Source organism: Microbacterium sp. zg.Y1084, assembly GCF_024623595.1.
Taxonomy (GTDB): domain Bacteria; phylum Actinomycetota; class Actinomycetes; order Actinomycetales; family Microbacteriaceae; genus Microbacterium; species Microbacterium wangruii.
This window is the reverse complement of record NZ_JANJGV010000002.1, coordinates 339,572-358,566: the sequence shown is the minus strand read 5'-3', so window position 1 is coordinate 358,566 and position 18,995 is coordinate 339,572. Positions and strand designations below refer to the sequence as shown.

General features: G+C 70.8%; 18 protein-coding genes and 1 tRNA gene. 15 read left to right on the top strand and 4 right to left on the bottom strand.

From position 1 onward, the window contains the following. Positions 1-31: 31 nt before the first annotated feature. On the bottom strand, positions 32-928 hold the full coding sequence (locus NQ165_RS02960) for an SGNH/GDSL hydrolase family protein (protein WP_374679366.1): 897 nt from the start codon (positions 926-928) through the stop codon (positions 32-34). Between the two features lie 67 nt (positions 929-995). Between NQ165_RS02960 and NQ165_RS02955 the strand changes: the two genes are divergently transcribed. The 4 genes from NQ165_RS02955 to NQ165_RS02940 all read left to right on the top strand — a co-directional run bounded on the left by NQ165_RS02955 (position 996) and on the right by NQ165_RS02940 (position 5,203). Beyond that, on the top strand, positions 996-2,828 hold the full coding sequence (locus tag NQ165_RS02955) for a DEAD/DEAH box helicase (RefSeq protein ID WP_257531128.1): 1,833 nt from the start codon (positions 996-998) through the stop codon (positions 2,826-2,828). 124 nt (positions 2,829-2,952) lie between these two features. Further along, positions 2,953-4,047 (top strand): VIT1/CCC1 family protein, encoded by a 1,095-nt coding sequence (locus NQ165_RS02950; RefSeq protein ID WP_257531126.1) that lies wholly within the window; start codon positions 2,953-2,955, stop codon positions 4,045-4,047. Positions 4,048-4,114: 67 nt separating this feature from the next. Beyond that, positions 4,115-4,849: a GNAT family N-acetyltransferase gene (locus NQ165_RS02945; RefSeq protein WP_257531123.1), complete on the top strand. Its 735-nt coding sequence runs from the start codon at positions 4,115-4,117 to the stop codon at positions 4,847-4,849. A gap of 84 nt (positions 4,850-4,933) precedes the next feature. After that, entirely contained in the window at positions 4,934-5,203 is a 270-nt protein-coding gene (locus NQ165_RS02940; protein ID WP_257531122.1) for a hypothetical protein, read from the top strand. Positions 5,204-5,334: 131 nt separating this feature from the next. On the opposite strand, the gene NQ165_RS02935 is transcribed toward NQ165_RS02940, so the two are convergent. Beyond that, positions 5,335-5,420 (bottom strand) — tRNA-Leu (locus NQ165_RS02935). Positions 5,421-5,529: 109 nt separating this feature from the next. On the opposite strand from NQ165_RS02935, the gene NQ165_RS02930 reads away from it, so the two are divergent. Then, positions 5,530-6,831 (top strand): M20/M25/M40 family metallo-hydrolase, encoded by a 1,302-nt coding sequence (locus tag NQ165_RS02930; protein WP_257531120.1) that lies wholly within the window; start codon positions 5,530-5,532, stop codon positions 6,829-6,831. 21 nt (positions 6,832-6,852) lie between these two features. Continuing rightward, positions 6,853-7,677, top strand: a complete 825-nt coding sequence (locus NQ165_RS02925) for an undecaprenyl-diphosphate phosphatase (RefSeq protein ID WP_257531118.1) — start codon at positions 6,853-6,855, stop codon at positions 7,675-7,677. A gap of 19 nt (positions 7,678-7,696) precedes the next feature. On the opposite strand, the gene NQ165_RS02920 is transcribed toward NQ165_RS02925, so the two are convergent. After that, positions 7,697-8,569 (bottom strand): PAC2 family protein, encoded by an 873-nt coding sequence (locus NQ165_RS02920; protein WP_257531116.1) that lies wholly within the window; start codon positions 8,567-8,569, stop codon positions 7,697-7,699. Positions 8,570-8,652: 83 nt separating this feature from the next. On the opposite strand from NQ165_RS02920, the gene NQ165_RS02915 reads away from it, so the two are divergent. Genes NQ165_RS02915 through lnt form a run of 9 tightly spaced genes read left to right on the top strand, consistent with a single transcriptional unit; the run spans position 8,653 to position 18,562 of the window. Then, positions 8,653-9,348, top strand: coding sequence for an HAD family phosphatase (locus NQ165_RS02915; protein WP_257638347.1), 696 nt, complete (start codon positions 8,653-8,655; stop codon positions 9,346-9,348). Beyond that, positions 9,345-10,364: a tRNA (adenine-N1)-methyltransferase gene (locus NQ165_RS02910; protein WP_257531114.1), complete on the top strand. Its 1,020-nt coding sequence runs from the start codon at positions 9,345-9,347 to the stop codon at positions 10,362-10,364. Before NQ165_RS02915 ends, NQ165_RS02910 begins: the two co-directional genes overlap by 4 nt. 9 nt (positions 10,365-10,373) lie before the next feature. After that, positions 10,374-11,306 carry an FKBP-type peptidyl-prolyl cis-trans isomerase gene (locus NQ165_RS02905; RefSeq protein WP_257531112.1) on the top strand — a complete coding sequence of 311 codons (933 nt, stop codon included), beginning with the start codon at positions 10,374-10,376 and terminating at the stop codon, positions 11,304-11,306. A gap of 7 nt (positions 11,307-11,313) precedes the next feature. After that, on the top strand, positions 11,314-12,330 hold the full coding sequence (locus NQ165_RS02900; RefSeq protein ID WP_257531110.1) for a YafY family protein: 1,017 nt from the start codon (positions 11,314-11,316) through the stop codon (positions 12,328-12,330). Further along, complete coding sequence (locus NQ165_RS02895) at positions 12,327-13,307, top strand: YafY family protein (protein ID WP_257531108.1); 981 nt, start codon at positions 12,327-12,329, stop codon at positions 13,305-13,307. Before NQ165_RS02900 ends, NQ165_RS02895 begins: the two co-directional genes overlap by 4 nt. A 23-nt stretch (positions 13,308-13,330) precedes the next feature. Next, on the top strand, positions 13,331-13,588 hold the full coding sequence (gene tatA, locus NQ165_RS02890) for a Sec-independent protein translocase subunit TatA (RefSeq protein ID WP_257531735.1): 258 nt from the start codon (positions 13,331-13,333) through the stop codon (positions 13,586-13,588). A gap of 8 nt (positions 13,589-13,596) precedes the next feature. Further along, positions 13,597-14,418: a twin-arginine translocase subunit TatC gene (tatC, locus tag NQ165_RS02885; protein WP_308208982.1), complete on the top strand. Its 822-nt coding sequence runs from the start codon at positions 13,597-13,599 to the stop codon at positions 14,416-14,418. Beyond that, the gene (locus NQ165_RS02880) at positions 14,415-16,901 is read left to right on the top strand and encodes an RNA helicase (protein ID WP_257531106.1); all 2,487 of its coding nucleotides are present in this window, start codon (positions 14,415-14,417) and stop codon (positions 16,899-16,901) included. Before tatC ends, NQ165_RS02880 begins: the two co-directional genes overlap by 4 nt. After that, on the top strand, positions 16,898-18,562 hold the full coding sequence (gene lnt / locus NQ165_RS02875; RefSeq protein ID WP_257531104.1) for an apolipoprotein N-acyltransferase: 1,665 nt from the start codon (positions 16,898-16,900) through the stop codon (positions 18,560-18,562). Before NQ165_RS02880 ends, lnt begins: the two co-directional genes overlap by 4 nt. Before the next feature lie 4 nt (positions 18,563-18,566). Here lnt and NQ165_RS02870 read toward each other — a convergent pair whose 3' ends face one another. Further along, entirely contained in the window at positions 18,567-18,947 is a 381-nt protein-coding gene (locus NQ165_RS02870; protein WP_257531102.1) for an RNA polymerase-binding protein RbpA, read from the bottom strand. Positions 18,948-18,995: the final 48 nt, after the last annotated feature.

Below are 18,995 nucleotides of genomic sequence, written 5' to 3'. Positions count from 1 at the left end.
CCCGCCCGGCGTGGTCGCACCCGCGGTCGCGTCAGGCGGTGCCACGCGCCGTCGCGTCGGGGCTGGCATCCACCGGGTCGTCGACGTGCGGGATGACGCGCCGCATCGGCAGGGCTTCGGGACGCTTGGCCGTGATGTGGTCGCCCGACGACTGGTTGCGCACACGGCGCAGCACCCAGGGCACCAGGTACTCGCGAGCCCAGACGAGGTCGTTCGCGCGGGCCGCCCGCCACGTGCGGCGCGGCAGCGGCTCGGGCTGCATCGGCTGCAGGTCGTTGGGGACGTTGAGGGCGCGCAGCACCATCCGCGCCACCTCGTGGTGGCCGAGGGTGTTGTAGTGCAGGCGGTCGTCGTCGAAGAAGCGCATGTCCTGCACCTCCTTGAGCGCCCACTGGTCGGCGACGATGCAGTCGTAGCGCTCGGCGATCGCGCGGATGTTCTCGTTGTAGATCGCGACCCTGCCGCGGATGCCGCGGAACACCGGCGTGAAGTTGGTGTCGATGGCGGTGAAGACGAGCACCGTCGCGCCTCGCGACGACAGCCGGGCGACGGCGTCCTCGAAGAGTGCGGCGACGACGTCGGGATCGCCGCCGGGGCGGATCACGTCGTTGCCGCCGGCGGAGAACGTGATGAGGTCGGGGGTCAGGGCCAGGGCGGGCTCGATCTGGTCTGCCACGATCTGGCCGATGAGCTTGCCGCGCACGGCGAGGTTGGCGTAGGCGAAGTCGTCGACCTGGGAGCTGAGAACCTCCGCGACGCGGTCGGCCCAGCCGCGGTGGCCGCCGGGCGAGTCCGGGTCGGGGTCGCCGATGCCCTCGGTGAAGGAGTCGCCGATGGAGACCATCCGCCGCCACGGGTGGACGGATGGGTTCGGGGTGAAGTCGTCGTGGTGGGGGGCGGGTTCGGGTTCGATCGGGGTGTCAGTCATGTGTTCCTCCCGGGCTGATGGCCGTCTCCGAGGCTAGCGTCCGTGGCCTCGTTTAGGCTGGACCGTCGTGGATGAGCAGCAGCAGGAGCATTTCGGGAGCTTCGCTGCCGAGCACCTGTCGCCCTCGTTCCCCCAGCGTGCGCCCTGGGGTACGGCCCAGCGATTGCGTGCCTGGCAGGCGGAGGCGCTCGACCAGTACTTCGCGATGGACGGGCCCGACGGCATCGGCAGGGGACCCCGCGACTTCCTCGCGGCTGCCACCCCGGGCGCCGGAAAGACCACGTTCGCCCTGCGCCTCGCGACCGAGCTGCTGCGCCGGCGCATCGTCGATCGCATCGTCGTCGTCGCCCCCACCGAGCATCTGAAGACGCAGTGGGCGGATGCCGCGGCGCGCGTGTCCATCCGGCTCGACCCGAACTTCAGCAACCGCCACGTCGCCCCCGCCCGGCACTACCACGGCGTCGCGGTCACCTACGCGCAGGTCGCGGTGAAGGCATCCGTGCACCAGCGCCTCACCGAGGACGCCCGCACCCTGGTGATCCTCGACGAGGTGCACCACGGCGGTGACGCCCTCAGCTGGGGTGACGCGCTGCGTGAGGCGTATCAGCGCGCGACGCGGCGCCTGCTGCTGTCGGGCACCCCGTTCCGCAGCGACACGGCGCCCATTCCGTTCGTGGAATATCACCCGAATGAGAAGGGCATCCGCCTCTCACGCACCGACTACAACTACGGCTACGGCCGAGCGCTGGCCGACGGCGTGGTGCGGCCGGTGCTGTTCCTGGTCTACGCCGGTCAGATGCGCTGGCGCACCAAGGCGGGCGACGAGTACGAGGCGCAGCTCGGTCAGGACAACACCAAGGACATCAACTCGCAGGCCTGGCGCACGGCCCTGGACCCGCAGGGCGACTGGATCCCGGCGGTGCTGCGCAGCGCCGACCGGCGCCTCAGCGAAGTGCGTCAGGACGTGCCCGACGCCGGTGGTCTCGTCATCGCGACGGACCAGACCGCGGCGCGTGCGTACGCCGCGATCCTGCGAGACATCACGGGGGAGCCGACGACGGTCGTGCTGTCGGACGACCCCGCGGCATCCGGACGCATCGAGGAGTTCGCGAAGGGCACGTCGCGCTGGATGGTCGCGGTGCGCATGGTGTCGGAAGGCGTCGACGTGCCTCGGCTGTCGGTCGGGGTGTACGCCACGAGCGCGTCGACTCCGCTGTTCTTCGCGCAGGCGATCGGTCGCTTCGTGCGCGCCCGCCGCCGTGGCGAGTCGGCCAGCGTATTCCTGCCCCACGTGCCGCAGCTGCTCGCCCTCGCCAACGAGATGGAGCGCGAGCGCGATCATGCGCTCGACCGTGAGTCGGGTGACGACGACGGCCTCGAAGACACGCTGCTGGCCGAGGCGGAGCGCGAGGACAAGGCATCCGATGCCCTGACCGAGGAGTTCAGCTACCAGGCGCTCGGGTCGGTGGCCCACTTCGACCGGGTGCTGTTCGACGGCAAGGAGTTCGGCCAGCTCGCCGTTCCCGGCACGCCCGAGGAGGAGGAGTTCCTCGGCCTTCCCGGACTGCTCGAGCCGGAGCACGTGCACGAGCTGCTGATGCAGCGGCAGGCGCGGCAGTCGCGCCACCGCAAGGTGCGGGAGACGGGGGAGGCGCAGCAGGCCGAGGCCACCGGTGCGCCCGTCGCCACGACGCTCCCGCCGGCGCTGCACCGCACCCTGAAGGAGCAGCGGCAGCTGCTCAACAGCCTCGTCGGGGTCTACGCCCGCCAGAGCGGCGAACCGCATGCCGCCGTGCACGCCGAGCTGCGGCGCCTGTGCGGCGGGCCCCCGGTCTCGCATGCCACCGTGGCGCAGTTGCAGGCGCGCATCGACCTGCTGCGCCGCCGCGTGCACTCCTGACCGCGCGCGGAACGTCCGCTTCGGATCCCCGAAATGCTGGCAATCGCGGTCTTCGCCCCTGTCGCGCGCGACGGGATCAGTAGCGTTGACCCATCCCCCCACCCCCCTTCCGACCGGAGGACCCATGATCGCGCCCACCCCGCCTGCACCGACCGCGCGGGATCGTCGGCGGTGGGCGCAGTACCTCGTCGATGAGCGGGCCGAGGCGCGGCTCTACCGCACCCTCGCCGAGCGTCGCACGGGGGAGGAACGCGAGATCCTGCTCGCCTTGGCCGATGCGGAGGGGCGCCACGAGTCGCACTGGCTGAGCCTGCTCGGCGGGGAGCCGAAGCGCCTGCCGCGCCCGAGCATGGATACCCGGATGCTGGGCTGGATGGCCCGGCGCTTCGGCATGGTCTTCGTGCTCGCCCTCGCGCAGAACGCCGAAGCCCGTTCGCCGTACGAGGCGGAGCCATACGCGACGGCCGCCATGGTCGCGGATGAGAAGGTGCACCACGAGGTGGTGCGCAACCTGGCTGCGCGCGGCCGTCGCCGGCTGTCGGGCACGTTCCGGGCTGCGGTCTTCGGCGCCAACGACGGACTGGTGTCGAACCTCGCCCTCGTGATGGGCATCGGCGCCGCCGGCGTGGGGGCTCCGTTCGTGCTGTTGAGCGGCTTGGCGGGCCTGCTGGCCGGGGCGCTGTCGATGGCGGCGGGTGAGTTCGTCTCGGTGCGGTCGCAGCGCGAGATGCTCGCGTCGACCGGCCACAGCGACTTCGCCGATGCGGCGCTGCCCGATCTCGACCTCGACGCGAACGAGGTCGCCCTGGTCTATCGCGCTCGCGGGCTGGATGCCGAGGAGGCCATGTCCCGCGCGCGGCGCGTCGTCGAGACGGCCCAGGCAGCGGACCGGTCGCAGCCCTACCGGCGCCCGGTCGACGCCGCGGAGGAGCACGACGTCGTCGGGGGCGCGTGGGGCGCGGCGACCTCCAGCTTCCTTTTCTTCGCTTCCGGCGCCGTCATTCCCGTGCTGCCGTGGATTTTCGGGCTCGAGGGGATCGTCGCCGTCGTGCTCGCGCTCGTGCTGGTCGGCCTCGCGCTGCTGGCCACCGGAGCGATGGTGGGCGTGCTCTCCGGCGGTCCGCCGCTGCGCCGGGCGCTGCGCCAGCTCGCGATCGGCATGGGAGCCGCAGCGATCACGTACGTGCTCGGGCTGGTGTTCGGGGTGTCTGTGGCGTAGCGCTGTCGTCAGGCCAAGTCCTCGCCGGTGGTGCCTCCCCGTGGCGCTTCACTGCCAGACTCGACCCGTGCCGCATGCTCTGGATGACACGACCGAGATGGCCGTCCGCCGCGTCTGGGCGGAGCGGCTGGGAGTCTCGCCCGCCGTCTTCGCGCAGGCGGAGCCGGTGTTCATCGTGAGGCCGGGCCTGACCGCAGCGGTGGTGGTACGACTCGAGAAGACGGTTGTCGTCGCAGCGCCCGAGCTCGCGCTGTCCGCGCTGAGGTCTCTCGCCCCACGGCACCTGCTCGACGTCGGGGCGCTGCTGACGGCGTTGGAGCCGCTCGCGCCGAGCCTCTTCGGCGTGGCGACGCTCGCGTTCGCCGACCGGGGGACGATCGTGCCTGCGCGTTCCGACGCCGTCCGGATGGCGTCGGATGCCGAGGTCGCGGCGGTCATGTCGGCATGCTCCACCGAGGAGCGTGACGAGAGCGGGCTGCTCGCGATGGACAGGCGGTGGACCACCTGGGCCGATGGTGTCGAACCGGCGGCTGCTGCGGGATACGAGGTGTGGGGCGGCGGGCTCGCTCACATCGGTGTGGCCACCGCGCCGGCGTTCCGGGGAAAGGGCTTCGGCGCTCAGGCGGCTGCCGCGGCTGCTCTGCACGCGATCGGCGATGGCCTGGTGGCGCAGTGGCGCTGCAGGGCGCGTAACCGCGCGTCGGCGCGTCTGGGGGAGAGTCTGGGTTTCGTGCGGCTCGGCGAGCAGATCGCGGTCGACCTCGCGGCATGCGTGGCGGACGTCACTCCCGAAGCCCGCTGAGGCCGGGGAGGGAGACCAGCAGAGGCGGGCGAGCGAGATCAGATCGCGGACGGTCTTTCGGACGGTCGTGGCTATGATCGCGCTGTGAAGCGGATCGTGGGTTGGGCGATCGCGTCCGCGGTGGTCATGGTGGCCGCGGGCGGCGGCGCAGCGTTCGTCGGCCGTGTGAACGACCGCGCCGACCAGGATGAACCACTGGCGCGGGCTGAGTGCGCGGAGTATGCGGGCGGGAGCGCGTACCGACTGGAATGGCGCTTCGGGATGCGACCGGGGTGGGAGTGCTCTTGGCTGTCGACTGACGATCGCGAGGGCGGCGGTTTCCTCATCACGTGGAACGCGTACGCCGACCGTTGAGCCTCCGGCGGTTGGTTTGATCCCGACGAGGACGACGAACCGGATCGCAGTCGCGGCCGAGCGCACTTCCTGAAAGCCACCCGCGTGCCCGCAAACGGAAGAAGGCCCCCTTTCGGGGACCTTCTTCACTGTGCGCGAGGGGGGACTTGAACCCCCACGCCCGTTAAAGGGCACTAGCACCTCAAGCTAGCGCGTCTACCTATTCCGCCACCCGCGCAGTGGGTGAAATTGCTTTCGCAACCGAGGGTCGAGCCTAGCATGATCCGGAGAGCACTTCGAACCAGCGGCGCACGGTGAGCCGGCGTGACGGCGGTAGCGTAGTCGGCATGCCCGAGACCGACATCGACCTTCCCGAGGTCGTGCGCATCGCCCGCGACCTCATCCGGTTCGACACGTCGAACTTCGGCGGCGGCAACGCACGCGGCGAGCGCGAAGCCGCCGAGTACGTCGGTGCATACCTCGAGTCGCTCGGCCTCACTCCCGAGTACTACGAGCCGATCCCGCGCCGCACGAACCTCGTCGCCCGCGTGTCGGGCCGCGATCGCGACAAGCCCGCGCTCGTGCTGCACGGTCACCTCGATGTCGTGCCCGCCGTTGCGGAGGACTGGAGCGTCGACCCGTTCGCCGGCGAGATCCGCGACGGCATGCTGTGGGGCCGCGGCGCCGTGGACATGAAGGACATGGATGCCATGATCCTCACGTCCGTCGGCGACCTGCTGCGCGCGGGCGAGCAGCCCGCCCGCGACGTGATCGTGACGTTCTTCGCCGACGAGGAGAACGGCGGCGTCGAGGGGTCCGCCCTCGTCGTCCGCGACCGCCCGGAGTGGTTCGCCGGGGCGACCGAGGCGATCAGCGAAGTGGGCGGCTACTCCATCGCCGCCGGTGACCGCCGCGCGTACCTGCTGCAGACGGGGGAGAAGAGCCTGCTCTGGCTGCGCCTGCGCACCCACGGCCGCGCCGGCCACGGCAGCCGCTTCCACCCCGACAACGCCATCACCCGGCTCGCCGAGGCCGTCGCCGCCCTTGGGCGCACCGCGTGGCCTCTGGCGATGACCGAGACGTCACGGCAGCTCATCGAGGGCCTCGCCACGCTGACGGGCGCCGACCCGCGGCATCCCGACGACGTCGCCGACCTCTTCGGCCCGACATCGGCGTTCCTGCGCGCCACCCTGCGCACCACAGCCAACCCGACCGGGCTCACCGCCGGCTACAAGCACAACGTCATCCCCGACACCGCCGAGGCGCTCATCGACGTGCGCACCATCCCGGGTGGGGAGGATGCCGCCCTCGCCGACCTCGCCGCGATCGTCGGACCCGACGTCGAGATCGAGGTGGTCCAGCGCGACATCGGCCTCGAAGTGCCCTTCGCCGGCGACCTCGTCGCGCAGATGGTCGCCGCACTCGGCCGGCACGATCCCGGCATCCCCGTCATCCCGTACCTGATGGGTGGCGGCACCGACAACAAGGCCCTCTCGCGGCTCGGCATCGCCGGCTACGGCTTCGCCCCGCTGCGACTGCCGGCCGACCTCGACTTCACCGGCATGTTCCACGGCGTCGACGAGCGCGTGCCGCTGGACGCCCTCACCTTCGGACAGGCGGTCCTCACGGATCTCCTCCGCACGTACTGACGCAGTCACCGAAAGGCGCGCATGAGCTTCCTCGAAGCGATCCTCCTGGGCCTGGTCCAGGGGCTCACCGAATTCCTCCCGGTCTCCTCCAGCGCGCACCTGCGCATCCTGGGGGAGTTCCTCCCCAGCGCCGAGGACCCCGGCACAGCCTTCACCGCGATCACGCAGATCGGCACCGAGGCGGCCGTGGTGGTGTTCTTCTGGAAGGACATCGTCCGCATCATCACGCAGTGGTGCCGGTCGCTCGTGGGCAAGGCGCCGCGGACCGACCCCGACGCGCGCATGGGCTGGCTGATCATCATCGGCAGCGTCCCGATCGTCGTGCTGGGGCTGCTGTTCCAGGACCAGATCGAGACGGTGTTCCGTTCGATGTGGGTCGTCGCGATCATGCTGATCGCCTTCGGTCTGCTGCTGGGCGTCGCCGACGCAGTCGGCGCCAAGCGTCGTGAACTGAACGACCTCACGGTCCCGCACGGCGTGGCGTTCGGGTTCGCGCAGGCGCTTGCCCTCGTCCCCGGTGTCTCGCGCTCGGGCGGCACGATCACCATGGGGCTCTTCCTCGGCTACAAACGGGCGGATGCCGCGCGCTACGCGTTCCTGCTGGCGATCCCGGCCGTCTTCGGCAGCGGCTTCTACCAGCTGTTCAAAAGCTGGGACGAGCAGGGGCCGTTCACGCTGCCGGAGACCCTCGTGGCCACCATCGTGGCGTTCGTGGTCGCCCTCGCGGTCATCGCCTTCTTCATGAAGTGGATCTCCAAGCGCAGCTTCCTGCCCTTCGTGATCTACCGCGTGGCGCTGGGCACCGCGCTGATCGTGCTGCTGTCGATGGGCGTCATCCAGGCCTGAGCCCGGCCGGGCCGCGCCGTCAGCGGCGGGGCGGCTCGTCGCGCCCGGGCTTGGACGGCCCCTGGCCGTCGCCCCGGCGCCGCAGGTACTTCTCGAACTCCTGCGCGATCGCATCGCCGGAGGCCTCGGGCGAGTCCCACGTGTCGCGGGTGCGCTCGAGCTGGCGGATGTACTCCGTCATCTCCTCGTCGTCCGCGGCGGCGGCGTCGATCGACGCCTCCCACGCGGCAGCCTCCGTCGCCAGGGTGCCGCGCGGCACGCGGGCACCGGTGAGGTCCTCGAGCTTGTCGAGCAGCGCCAGGGTGGCCTTGGGCGACGGGGTGTGCCCGGCGACGTAGTGCGGCACGCTCGCCCAGAGGGATGCCGAGGGGATGCCGGCGGCGTCGGCGATCTGGTCGAGCACGCTCAGGATGCCGACCGGACCCTCGTAGGTCGAGCGCTCCAGCTCCAGCGCCGTGCGCAGCTCCTCGTTGTGACTGCCGGCGAACACCGAGATGGGCCGGGTGTGCGGCACGTCGGACATCATCGAGCCGAGCGACACCATGCCGGTGAGATCCTCCCGCAGCGCCACGTCGATGATCTCGTTCGCGAACGCCTGCCACGCCCGCGCGGGCTCCACGCCCGTGAGCAGCCAGAGCTGCGTGCCGCGGGAGCGGCGGGTCGGGCGCCACAGCGTCGTGTCCGGCCAGGTGAGCACGCGCCGTCCCTCGGCGTCGAGCGCGACCTGGGGGCGGGTGTACTGATAGTCGAAGTACAGCTCGGGGTCGACGGAGAACACCGGCTCGTACGATCCCTCCGCGCGCAGCAGCGCCAGAGCAGCCGTCGCGGCTTCGCCGGCATCGTTCCAGCCATCGAACGCGGCCACGAGCACACGTCGTCCCAGTCCCTCCACCGGACTCCCTTCGTCCGTCCCAGGATAGGCCGGGCGCCGACCCCGCGGGCGGTCGCCGCGCGCCGCCTCGGTAGCATGGACAGGTGACAGACCCCGCCGCACCCGTCCCGCTGCGCGCCGTCCTGTGGGACATGGACGGCACGCTCGTCGACACCGAACCGTACTGGATGGCCGCGGAGACCCCGCTCGTCGAGAGCTACGGGGGCACGTGGACGCATGAGCAGGCACTGGGCCTGGTCGGCCTGGGACTCCACGATTCCGCCCGCATCCTGCAGGAAGCGGGTGTGCGCATGCAGGAAGACGCCATCATCGACCACCTCACCGACCGGGTGATGGGGCAGCTGCGAGAGCTCGGCAACCCGTTCCGCCCGGGTGCCCGCGAGCTGCTCGCGCAGCTGCGCGACGCCGGCATCCGCACGGGCCTGGTGACGATGTCGCTGCGGCGCATGGCCGAGACCGTCGTCGAGCAGATCCCGTTCGAGGCCTTCGACGTCATCGTCGCCGGTGACGACGCCGTGCGCCCGAAGCCCTTCCCCGAACCCTACCTGCAGGCCTGCGAGGCGCTGGGCATCACCCCGGCGGAGGTCGTCGCCATCGAGGATTCCCCCAACGGGCTGCGCTCGGCGCTCGCCTCCGGGGCGGCCACCATCGGCGTGCCGATGATGGTCTCGCTCACCGGCGTCGGCGCCCACGCGCTGTGGCCGAGCCTCGAAGGACGCGGCGCCGCCGATGTCGTGGCGTTCCATGCCGACCACCGCGCCAAGGAGTCCTCGCGATGACCGTCGATCTCACCCGTCCCTCCGGCCCGTTCCGCTACGGCGACCGGGTGCAGCTGACCGGTCCCAAGGGCCGTCTGCACACGATCACCCTGCGCGAGCGGGGGGAGCTGCACACCCACCACGGGGTGCTGCGCCACGAAGGGCTGGTCGGGCTTCCCGACGGCTCGGTCGTGACCAACTCCGGTGGCCACGAGTACCTGGCGCTGCGGCCCCTGCTGCGCGACTTCGTCATGTCGATGCCGCGCGGTGCGGCGATCGTCTATCCGAAGGATGCTGCGCAGATCCTGGCGCAGGCCGACATCTTCCCCGGTGCGACCGTGGTCGAGGCGGGCGTCGGCTCGGGCGCCCTCTCGCTGTGGCTGCTGCGTGCCCTCGGCCCCGCCGGGCGCCTCGTGTCGTTCGAGCGGCGCGAGGAGTTCGCCGAGGTCGCCCGGGCCAACGTCGAGACGTTCCTGGGCGCGCTGCCCGAGAACTGGGACGTCGTGGTCGGGGATCTGGTCGAATCGCTCCCGGCCGCCGCTGAAGCGGCATCCGTCGATCGGGTCGTGCTCGACATGCTCGCTCCCTGGGAGTGCATCGACGCGGTCGCCGAAGCGCTCACCCCCGGTGGCGTCGTGCTCTGCTATGTCGCCACCGCCACGCAGCTGAGCCGTGTGGCCGAGTACATCCGCGGAACCGGGCTGTTCACCGACCCCGAGGCCAGCGAGACGATGGTGCGCGGCTGGCACGTCGAAGGACTCGCGGTGCGTCCGGACCACCGCATGGTCGCGCACACCGGCTTCCTGCTCACCGCGCGACGCCTCGCACCGGGCGCGATGCCTCCCGACGTCCGCAAGCGCGCGCTGAAGAAGCCCAGCTACGGCGACGAGGACGTGGAGCTGTGGACCCCCGGTGCGGTCGGAGACCGCCAGATCACCGACAAGAACCTGCGCAAACGGGTGCGAGAGGCGCAGCGGGCGGCAGACGGTGCCCGGCTCGCCGCCGGTGCGGCTGAGCCCGACCCCGCCACCGATTAGGCTGTACCGGTGCGCAGGATCCCCGCAATCGCAGCCGTCATCGGCCTGTCCGCTTTCGCCCTCGTCGGATGCTCGTCCGCCGCGCCCGCTGCCTCGTGCACGCGCGACGCCGGTGACGCGCAGGCGCTCGACCTGATCACCGTCTCGGGAGACACCGTCGCGACCAGCGCGCCGGTGCACGTCGACGAGACCGTCTACCGCGATATCGAGGTCGGCGACGGGCCCGTGGTGGTCGACGACGCGCAGGAGGTCGTGCTCGACGTCACGATCCTCAACGGCACGACGGGGGAGACGATCCTCAGCAGCGGCACCCAGCCGGCGCCGGTGTCGCAGTGGGCGGAGTTCTACGACGGCATGGCGCAGATGCTCGAGTGCGCGAGCGAAGGCTCGGTCATCGTGGGCGCGGTCGCTCCCGGTGACCTGGCGACCGAGGCCGCGGCGAGCCTGGGGCTCGGCGCCGATGACTCCGCCATCTTCCTCATCGACGTGCAGAAGGTGTACCTGTCGAAGGCCGACGGCTCCGACCAGTTCAACGATCGCCGCGGCATGCCCAGCGTGGTCCGCGCTCCCGACGGCACCCCCGGTGTCATCGTGCCCCAGGACGACGCGCCCGACGAGCTCGTCGTCGAGGTGCTGAAGAAGGGCGAGGGTCCCGAGGTCACCGGCGACACGCCCGTGCGCGTGCACTACACCGGTGTGCTGTGGGATGAGAAGGAGGTGTTCGACTCCAGCTGGGAGGCGGGCGCCCCCGTCTCGCTGTCGCTCAACCAGGTCGTGCCCGGCTTCGCCGCGGCTCTGGAGGGCCAGACGGTCGGATCGCAGATCCTCGCGGTCATCCCGCCCGACCTGGCTTACGGCGATGCCGGCCAGGGAGCCGTGCCGCCCGGGTCCACGTTGGTCTTCGTGATCGACATCCTCGGCCTCGACGACCCCGCGGAGTAGGTTCGCCGTGGCCGCCCCGTCCAGCCGCAGCGCACCGGAGGAGCGCCTCGTCAACCTGCTCGTCGCACTCATGGCGACGGAGCAGGGCCTGACGAAGGACACCATCCTCTCCTCCGTCGCCGGTTACCGGGAGCAGGCAGAATCCGGGGCGTCGAAGGACGCCCTCGAGAAGATGTTCGAGCGCGACAAGGAGAGCCTGCGCGGCCTCGGTGTGCCGATCGAGACCATCGGCGACCACGCCGACCCCGACGACCTGCGCGAAGCCCGCTACCGCGTGCCCAACGACGACTACGCGCTTCCGGAGGACATCTCGTTCAGCCCGGGGGAGCTGGCCGTGCTGGCGCTGGCGGGCGAGGTCTGGAGCGAGAGCTCGCTGTCGGCCGAGGCGCGCAGCGGACTGCGCAAGATCCGTGCACTGGGCAACGACGTCGACGAGCCGATCCTGGGGTTCTCGCCGCGACTGAATGTGCGCACCCCGGCGTTCGCCCCGTTGCAGAAGGCGATCGAGCAGGCACGGGTCGCGTCCTTCCCGTACCTGAAGCCGGGGGAGGACCGCCCGCGCACCCGCCGCATCCGCCCGCTGGCGCTCGTGGACTTCGAAGGCCGCTGGCACGTCTACGGAATCGATGTCGCGCAGGATGCCGCGCGCACGTTCCTGCTCTCGCGCATCGTCGGCGACGTCGCGGTGACCCGCGAGTCGTTCGACCCGGTGCTGCGCGACCACGCCGGTGAGCGCGCCGTCGCCGGCCTCGAGGAGGTCGCCGCCCAGCAGCACGCGCTGCTGGAGGTGAACCCCGGCACCGAGGCCTCGCTGCGGCTGCGCCGCCGCGCCGAGGAGGCCGACCAGGGGATCCTCGTGCCCTACGTCGACGTGCACGTCTTCGCCGATGAGCTGGCGTCGTACGGGCCCGAGGTGCGCGTGGTCGAGCCGGCGCAGCTGCGCGACGAGGTGATCCGCCGTCTGGAGGCGACCCTCGCGCTCCACGCCGACCCCGGCGGCGCAGACGAGGGGGACGTGCGATGAGTGCCCGACCGCTGCACGCCACCGAGCGCGCGGCTCTGATCCTCCAGCTCGTGCCGTACCTCCTGGGCAAGGGCGAGGTGTCGGTGGTCGAAGCCGCCGACGAGTTCGAGGTGACGCCCGACCAGATGCGCGACATGGTGCAGAAGCTCACCGTGATCGGCCGGCCGGGAGAGGGCGGCTTCTGGCAGCTGCCCAACGACCTGTTCGACATCGACTGGGACCTGCTCGACGAACGCGACCTCATCTCGATCACCCACTCCGTCGGCCTCGAGCGCGCACCGCGGCTGACCGCCCGCGAGGCCGCCGCCCTGCTGGCCGGTCTGCAGCTTGCGGCCGCTTTTCCCGGGGTCGGCGATGGCGGCGTGGTTCAGAGCCTGCTCGCCAAGCTGGCACGTGGTGCGGCCAGCGCCCCCGCCGATCTCATCGTGGCGCCCGGCCCGGTCGACGATGTGCGCGTCACGGTGTCCGAGGCCCTCCGCCGCGGCGTGGCGGTCTCGTTCACCTATCAAGCGCCGGATGCCCCCGCCACCACGCGTACCGTCGATCCGGCCAAGGTGCACGTGGCCGACGGCCAGTGGTACCTGCAGGGGTGGTGCCACATGCGTCAGGCGATGCGCACCTTCCACCTCGAACGCGTCAGCGACCTCGCACTCACCGATCTCCCGGTCACGCACGGCGGCGAGCCGGTGCCCGAGCTGTTCGAGCCCGGCGCGGACGACGTCACCGCCCGCCTGCGCTATCCCCGCCAGGTGGCTCCGCTGCTGGGCGACTACCTCACGCGGGCCGAGCGCACCGTCGACGGTGACATCGAAACCGCGGCCATGCCCATCGCCGACGAGCAGAGCCTCAAGCGCGTCGCTGCGCGTCTCGGCGGCGACGTCGAGGTGCTCGCCCCGGCCGGGGCGAGGCGCGCCACGGCCGCGTGGGCGGCGGCGGGCCTGGCCCAATACCGAGAGGCGCCGTCTACACTGGAGTGATCCCGGTCGTCGGAAGGACACTCATGGGTATTCATGGTTGGCAGTGGCTGCTCGTTCTCGCAGTCATCCTGCTTCTGTTCGGCGCCGCCAAGCTTCCCGCCCTCGCCAAGAGCATGGGCCAGTCCGCGCGCGTGTTCAAGAGCGAGATGAAGGCGATGAAGGAAGAGGACACCTCTTCCACTCCGGCGGACGGCGCGGCCTCCCCGACTTCCGCAGCTCCGTCCACGGTCGCGCCAGAGGTGCACCGTGACGCGAACGGCAGTTCTTCCACTCCACGCTGAGCCGGAGCGTGACTAGGACCGCCCCCACCCGCGCGCGCGGCGACGACGAGCCCCGCCGCGAGAGGCGGATGTCGCTCGGTCAGCACCTCATCGAGCTGCGCAAGCGGGCGATGATCAGTGCCGCAGCCGTCGTGATCGCGATGGTGGCGGCGTTCTTCATCACCGAACCCGTGATCCAGCTGATCACGGCACCCATCCGCATGGTCGCGGAATCGCGCGGCGAGCAGGCCGCGGTCGAGGTCATGTACACCAGTGTCACCGGCCCGTTCGACCTGCGCATGCGCATGGCCTTCGCGATCGGCTTCCTGCTGTCGGCCCCGATCTGGATCTGGCAGCTGTGGGCTTTCGTCATGCCCGGGCTCACGCGTCGCGAGATCCGCTACACCATCGGGTTCGTCGCCGCCGCGGTGCCGCTGTTCTTCGCCGGCTGCGCGACGGGACTGGCCGTCATGCCGAACATCGTCAAGCTCATGGCCGAGTTCCTCACCACGGGCGCCGCGGCGATGTACGACGCGAACTACTACTACGACTTCGTCTTCAAGCTGATGCTCTTCGTGGGCGTCGCCTTCGTGCTGCCGGTGTTCCTCGTGGCCCTCAACATCGCCGGGGTGCTCTCCGGCAGGGCGATCATCACCGGCTGGCGGTTCGCCGTGCTGATCTCGGTGATCTTCGCCTCCATCGCCACCCCGCCCTCCGACGTCGCCACGACCTTCCTCCTCGCCGGCATCCTCATGATGCTGTACCTCGCGTCGGCAGGCCTCTCGCTCATCCTCGACCGCCGTCGGGCCAAGCGCGCCCAGACCCTCCTTCCCCCCGGACCCGTGCTGTGAGCGGCGTCAGCCCCGCGGAGCGGTTCGCGGCCGCCTCGGAAGCCCGCCGGCATCCGCTCACGAAGGAGTTCGCCGAGCAGCAGCGCTTCACGCTCGACCCGTTCCAGATCGCCGGATGCCAGGCGCTCGAAGACGGCCGCAGCGTTCTGGTTGCGGCGCCGACAGGCGCCGGCAAGACCATCGTCGGCGAGTTCGCGGTGCACCTGGCGATGCGGGAGCCCGGCGACAAGGCCTTCTACACCACGCCGATGAAGGCCCTGTCGAACCAGAAGTTCAGGGAGCTGCAGGAGGTGTACGGCGAGGACGAGGTGGGGCTGCTCACCGGTGACACCAACATCAACGGAAACGCGCGCGTGGTGGTGATGACCACCGAGGTGCTGCGCAACATGCTGTACGCCGACTCGCCGGCTCTGCGGGGGCTGCGCTTCGTCGTCATGGACGAGGTGCACTACCTGGCCGACCGTTTCCGGGGCGCCGTGTGGGAAGAGGTCATCATCCACCTGCCGCCCAGCGTGCGGCTGGTGTCGCTGTCGGCGACGGTGTCCAACGCGGAGGAGTTCGGCGACTGGCTCGACACCGTGCGCGGTGACACGGAGGTGATCGTGTCCGAGACCCGGCCGGTGCCGCTCGAGCAGCACGTGCTGGTGCGAGGGGACCTGCTGCCGCTCTTCGACGACCGCGCCGGCATCGCCACCGCGCAGGTCAACCAGGAGCTCATGCGCATCCGCTCCGTCAAGGGCCGCACGTTCGAGGAGAACCGCCGCGCGCAGGGCCACAACAGCGCGCGTGACGCCGGCTATGAGCCCACCCACCGACGGCCGCAGCGGGGCGGCAGGCGACCGGTGCGGCCGGGCAACGTGCAACGCGTCGAGCGGCTCGACCGCCCGGGTGTGGTGCAGCTGCTGCAGCGCGCGAACCTGCTGCCTGCCATCTTCTTCATCTTCAGCCGCGCCGGCTGCGATGGCGCCGTGCAGCAGGTGCGGCGCTCGGGGCTGCGGCTCACCGACGGCGAAGAGCGTGCCGAGATCCGACGGCTGGTCGACGAGCGCACCGCGACCCTCAACGAGGAGGACCTCGACGCCCTCGGCTACTGGGAGTGGCGCGACAACCTCGAGCGCGGCATCGCGGCGCACCACGCCGGTCTCCTGCCGGCGTTCAAGGAGGTCGTCGAGGAGCTGTTCCGTCGCAAACTCGTGAAGGTCGTCTTCGCCACCGAGACCCTGGCCCTCGGCATCAACATGCCGGCCCGCACCGTGGTGCTGGAGAAGCTGGAGAAGTTCAACGGTGAGGCCCGCGTGGCGATCACGTCGGGGGAGTACACCCAGATCACCGGACGGGCGGGGCGTCGCGGCATCGACGTCGAGGGTCATGCGGTGATCCAGTGGACCGAGTCGCTCGACCCGCAGGCGGTCGCCGCGCTCGCCTCGCGGCGCACGTACCCGCTGAACTCCAGTTTCCGCCCCACCTACAACATGGCCGTGAACCTCATCGACAGGTTCGGGCGTCCCGAGGCGCGCGAGATCCTCGAGTCCTCCTTCGCCCAGTTCCAGGCCGATCGGTCCGTGGTGGGTCTGGCACGGCAGGTGCGCGAGGCGGAGGAATCCCTCGCGGGCTACCAGGCAGCCATGACGTGCGACCGCGGCGACTTCGCCGAGTACTCGGCCATCCGCCGCGAGCTCAGCGACCTCGAGAAGCTCAACCGCGCCGATCGCACGGCGCCCGCCCGCATCCGCAAGCAGCGTCAGCAGGAGATGGAGTCCCTGCGCCGCCGCATTCTGCGCCACCCCTGCCACGACTGCCCCGACCGTGAGCACCACGCGCGGTGGGCGGAGCGGTACTGGAAGCTCAAGCGCCGTGCCGACAAGCTGCGCAACCAGATCCAGACCCGTACCGGCACGGTGGCACGCGTGTTCGACCGCGTGGTGGACGTCCTGTCGGCGCTGGACTACGTCGCGGTCGATGAAGAGGGCAGGACCACGCTGACGGCGGCGGGCCGCACGATGCGGCGCATCTACGGCGAGCGCGACCTGCTCGTCGCGGAAGCGCTGCGCCGTGGCATCTGGGAGAACCTCGACGCGCCGTCGCTGGCCGCCCTCGCCTGTTCGCTCGTGTACGAGCCGCGCCGCGACTCCGAAGGCCCCGGGGAGTACGGTCTGCCGCGCGGCCCGTTCCGCACCGCACTGACCGAGACGCAGCTGCTGTGGTCGCGCCTGGACGATCTCGAGCGCGAGCACCACCTGCCGGGCACCGAGCCGGTCGCCACGGGTCTCGCGCAGGCGATGTACACGTGGGCGCGCGGCGGCATGCTCGACCGGGTGCTCACCGAGGCCGACCTCGCTGCCGGCGACTTCGTGCGGTGGGCCAAGCAGACCATCGATCTTCTCGACCAGCTTTCCCTCGTCGCCGACGCCCCCGTCGCATCCACGGCGCGCAAGGCCCTCGACGCGGTGCGGCGCGGCATCGTCGCCTACAGCGGCGCATGAGCGAGCGGATGCCACAGGGGTCGGCGCAGGAGGCTTCGGCGCAGGATGCTTCGGCGCCGCAGGCTTCCGGATCGCGAGCGGGCACCCCGCCCCGCCCGGTGCTGCCGCTGTGGGGCGCCCTCGTGGCCGCGCTGGTCGGCGGACCGGTGCTGGACCTCGCCTTCCCGGACGTCGGCTGGTGGCCTCTGGCCTTCGCGGGCGTGGCGATCGCGCTGGTGTCGCTCATCGGCAGGACGGCGTGGGGCGCGCTTCTGGTCGGCCTCGTGTTCGGGGCATCCTTCTACTTCACCCACATCGTCTGGATCACCCGGTACCTGGGACCGCTGCCGTGGTTCGGCCTGGCCGGGCTCGAGACGCTGTTCTGGGCGCTGGGGTCGATCCCCATCGCCCTGTCCTATCGCTGGATGCCGCAGGTTCTCCCGGGTGTCTGGGGACGACTGCTGGCCTTGCCTGCGCTGATCGCGGGGCTCTGGACGGCGCGGGAGCTGTTCATGGGCTCCTGGCCGTACACGGGCTTCCCGTGGGCGCGCCTCGGGATGAGTCAATCCGAGAGCCCGCTGGCGAGCATCGCGTCGTGGACGGGCGTGGCGGGGCTCACGTTCCTGATGGTGTTCGCCACGGCGGCGGCGATCGAATGGGTGCGTCTGGGCCGCTACCGCGACGGGCGCACCGCACTGCCCACGGTGGTCGCGGCCGCCGTGCTGCTGCTCGTGCCCGCATTCCCGACCACCCCGGCCGGAACGATGCGGGTCGGCGCCGTGCAGGGGAACGGGCCCGCCGGCTACTTCGACCGCCGCGAAGCATATGACGTCTTCCAGTCGCAGCTGGATGCCACGCAGCCGCTGCTGGACGAGGATCTCGACGTGCTGCTGTGGCCCGAGGGAGGGATCGACGCCGATCCGCTGCAGAACCGTTCGGTGGCCGTGATCCTCGACCGCCTCGCCGACCGGATCGACGCACCCCTGCTGGTCAACGGCGCCACCGAGCGGGACGGCCTCGTCTACAACACCTCGATCCTCTGGCAGCCCGAGGGCGAGAACCCGGCGGCGCTGCACGACAAGCGCAACCCGGTGCCGATGGGCGAGTATGTGCCGGATCGCTGGTTCTTCGAGGCGATCGTCCCCGATCTGATCGGTCTCATCCAGCGGGAGTACACCCCCGGCACGAACCCGCCGGTGTTCGACGTCGACGGCGTGGGCGTGGGCCTGGCCATCTGCTTCGACGTCATCTACGACGACGTCATCTGGGAGGGCGCGCGGGACGGTGCGGAGGTCTACATGCTGCAGACCAACAACGCCGACTTCCGCGACACCGACGAGAACGTGCAGCAGCTCGCCTTCGCCCGGATGCGGGCGATCGAAACCGGCCGCTCGGTCGTCAACCTCTCCACGGTGGGCACGAGCCAGGTGATCGCACCCGACGGTTCCATGATCGACGCGCTGCCTGCCGGCGAAGCGGGTGCGATGGTCACCGAGGTGCCGCTGCGGACGGGCCTCACTCCGGCGGTGGTGATCGGTGCCGCGGTGAAGCTGGTCCTCGGCTGGGGAAGCGTGCTGGCGTTCATGCTGCTGGGCGGGGCGCACCTCGCACGGCGTTGTCGTGCGGACCGCGAAACAACGACGCCGGCCCCCGCAGGGACCGGCGTCGCAGAATCAGTCTGAGTCGTCAGGCGCTCTTCTTGGCCGTTGCATCGTGGCCGTTGCCGCGGCGTTCGCGGATGAAGGCCAGCCGCTCCTCGAGCAGTTCCTCGAGCTCGGGGATCGTGCGACGCTCCAGGAGCATGTCCCAGTGCGTACGCGGCACCTTGTCGCCGCTGTGGTCGACCTCCACGGTCTTGTCGCCGACCCGCAGCACGGCCTCGGCGCCGCAGTAGCGGCACTCCCAGGTCTCAGGGGCCTCGGCGTCGACCGCAAAGGGAAGGGTGGTCTCACGGCCGCACGTGTTGCACACGTAGGTGTGAGTGGTCCGCTCATGAAAAACGACGCCGTCCTCGCTCTGTAGGCTGGACGCGCCGAGCCGGATGCCGCGCAAACTGCGGTCTGCCATTGTGTGGTCCTCTCGTCGCCTGTTCAGGTATAACGCTGCGACCTGTGC

What these genes read in the sequence shown, in the direction of transcription:
- NQ165_RS02960 (WP_374679366.1), bottom strand. Translation starts at nt 928, where the DNA reads ATGACTGACACCCCGATCGAACCCGAACCCGCCCCCCACCACGACGAC.
- NQ165_RS02950 (WP_257531126.1), top strand. Translation starts at nt 2,953, where the DNA reads ATGATCGCGCCCACCCCGCCTGCACCGACCGCGCGGGATCGTCGGCGG.
- NQ165_RS02930 (WP_257531120.1), top strand. Translation starts at nt 5,530, where the DNA reads ATGCCCGAGACCGACATCGACCTTCCCGAGGTCGTGCGCATCGCCCGC.
- NQ165_RS02925 (WP_257531118.1), top strand. Translation starts at nt 6,853, where the DNA reads ATGAGCTTCCTCGAAGCGATCCTCCTGGGCCTGGTCCAGGGGCTCACC.
- NQ165_RS02910 (WP_257531114.1), top strand. Translation starts at nt 9,345, where the DNA reads ATGACCGTCGATCTCACCCGTCCCTCCGGCCCGTTCCGCTACGGCGAC.
- NQ165_RS02895 (WP_257531108.1), top strand. Translation starts at nt 12,327, where the DNA reads ATGAGTGCCCGACCGCTGCACGCCACCGAGCGCGCGGCTCTGATCCTC.
- tatA (WP_257531735.1), top strand. Translation starts at nt 13,331, where the DNA reads ATGGGTATTCATGGTTGGCAGTGGCTGCTCGTTCTCGCAGTCATCCTG.
- lnt (WP_257531104.1), top strand. Translation starts at nt 16,898, where the DNA reads ATGAGCGAGCGGATGCCACAGGGGTCGGCGCAGGAGGCTTCGGCGCAG.
- NQ165_RS02870 (WP_257531102.1), bottom strand. Translation starts at nt 18,947, where the DNA reads ATGGCAGACCGCAGTTTGCGCGGCATCCGGCTCGGCGCGTCCAGCCTA.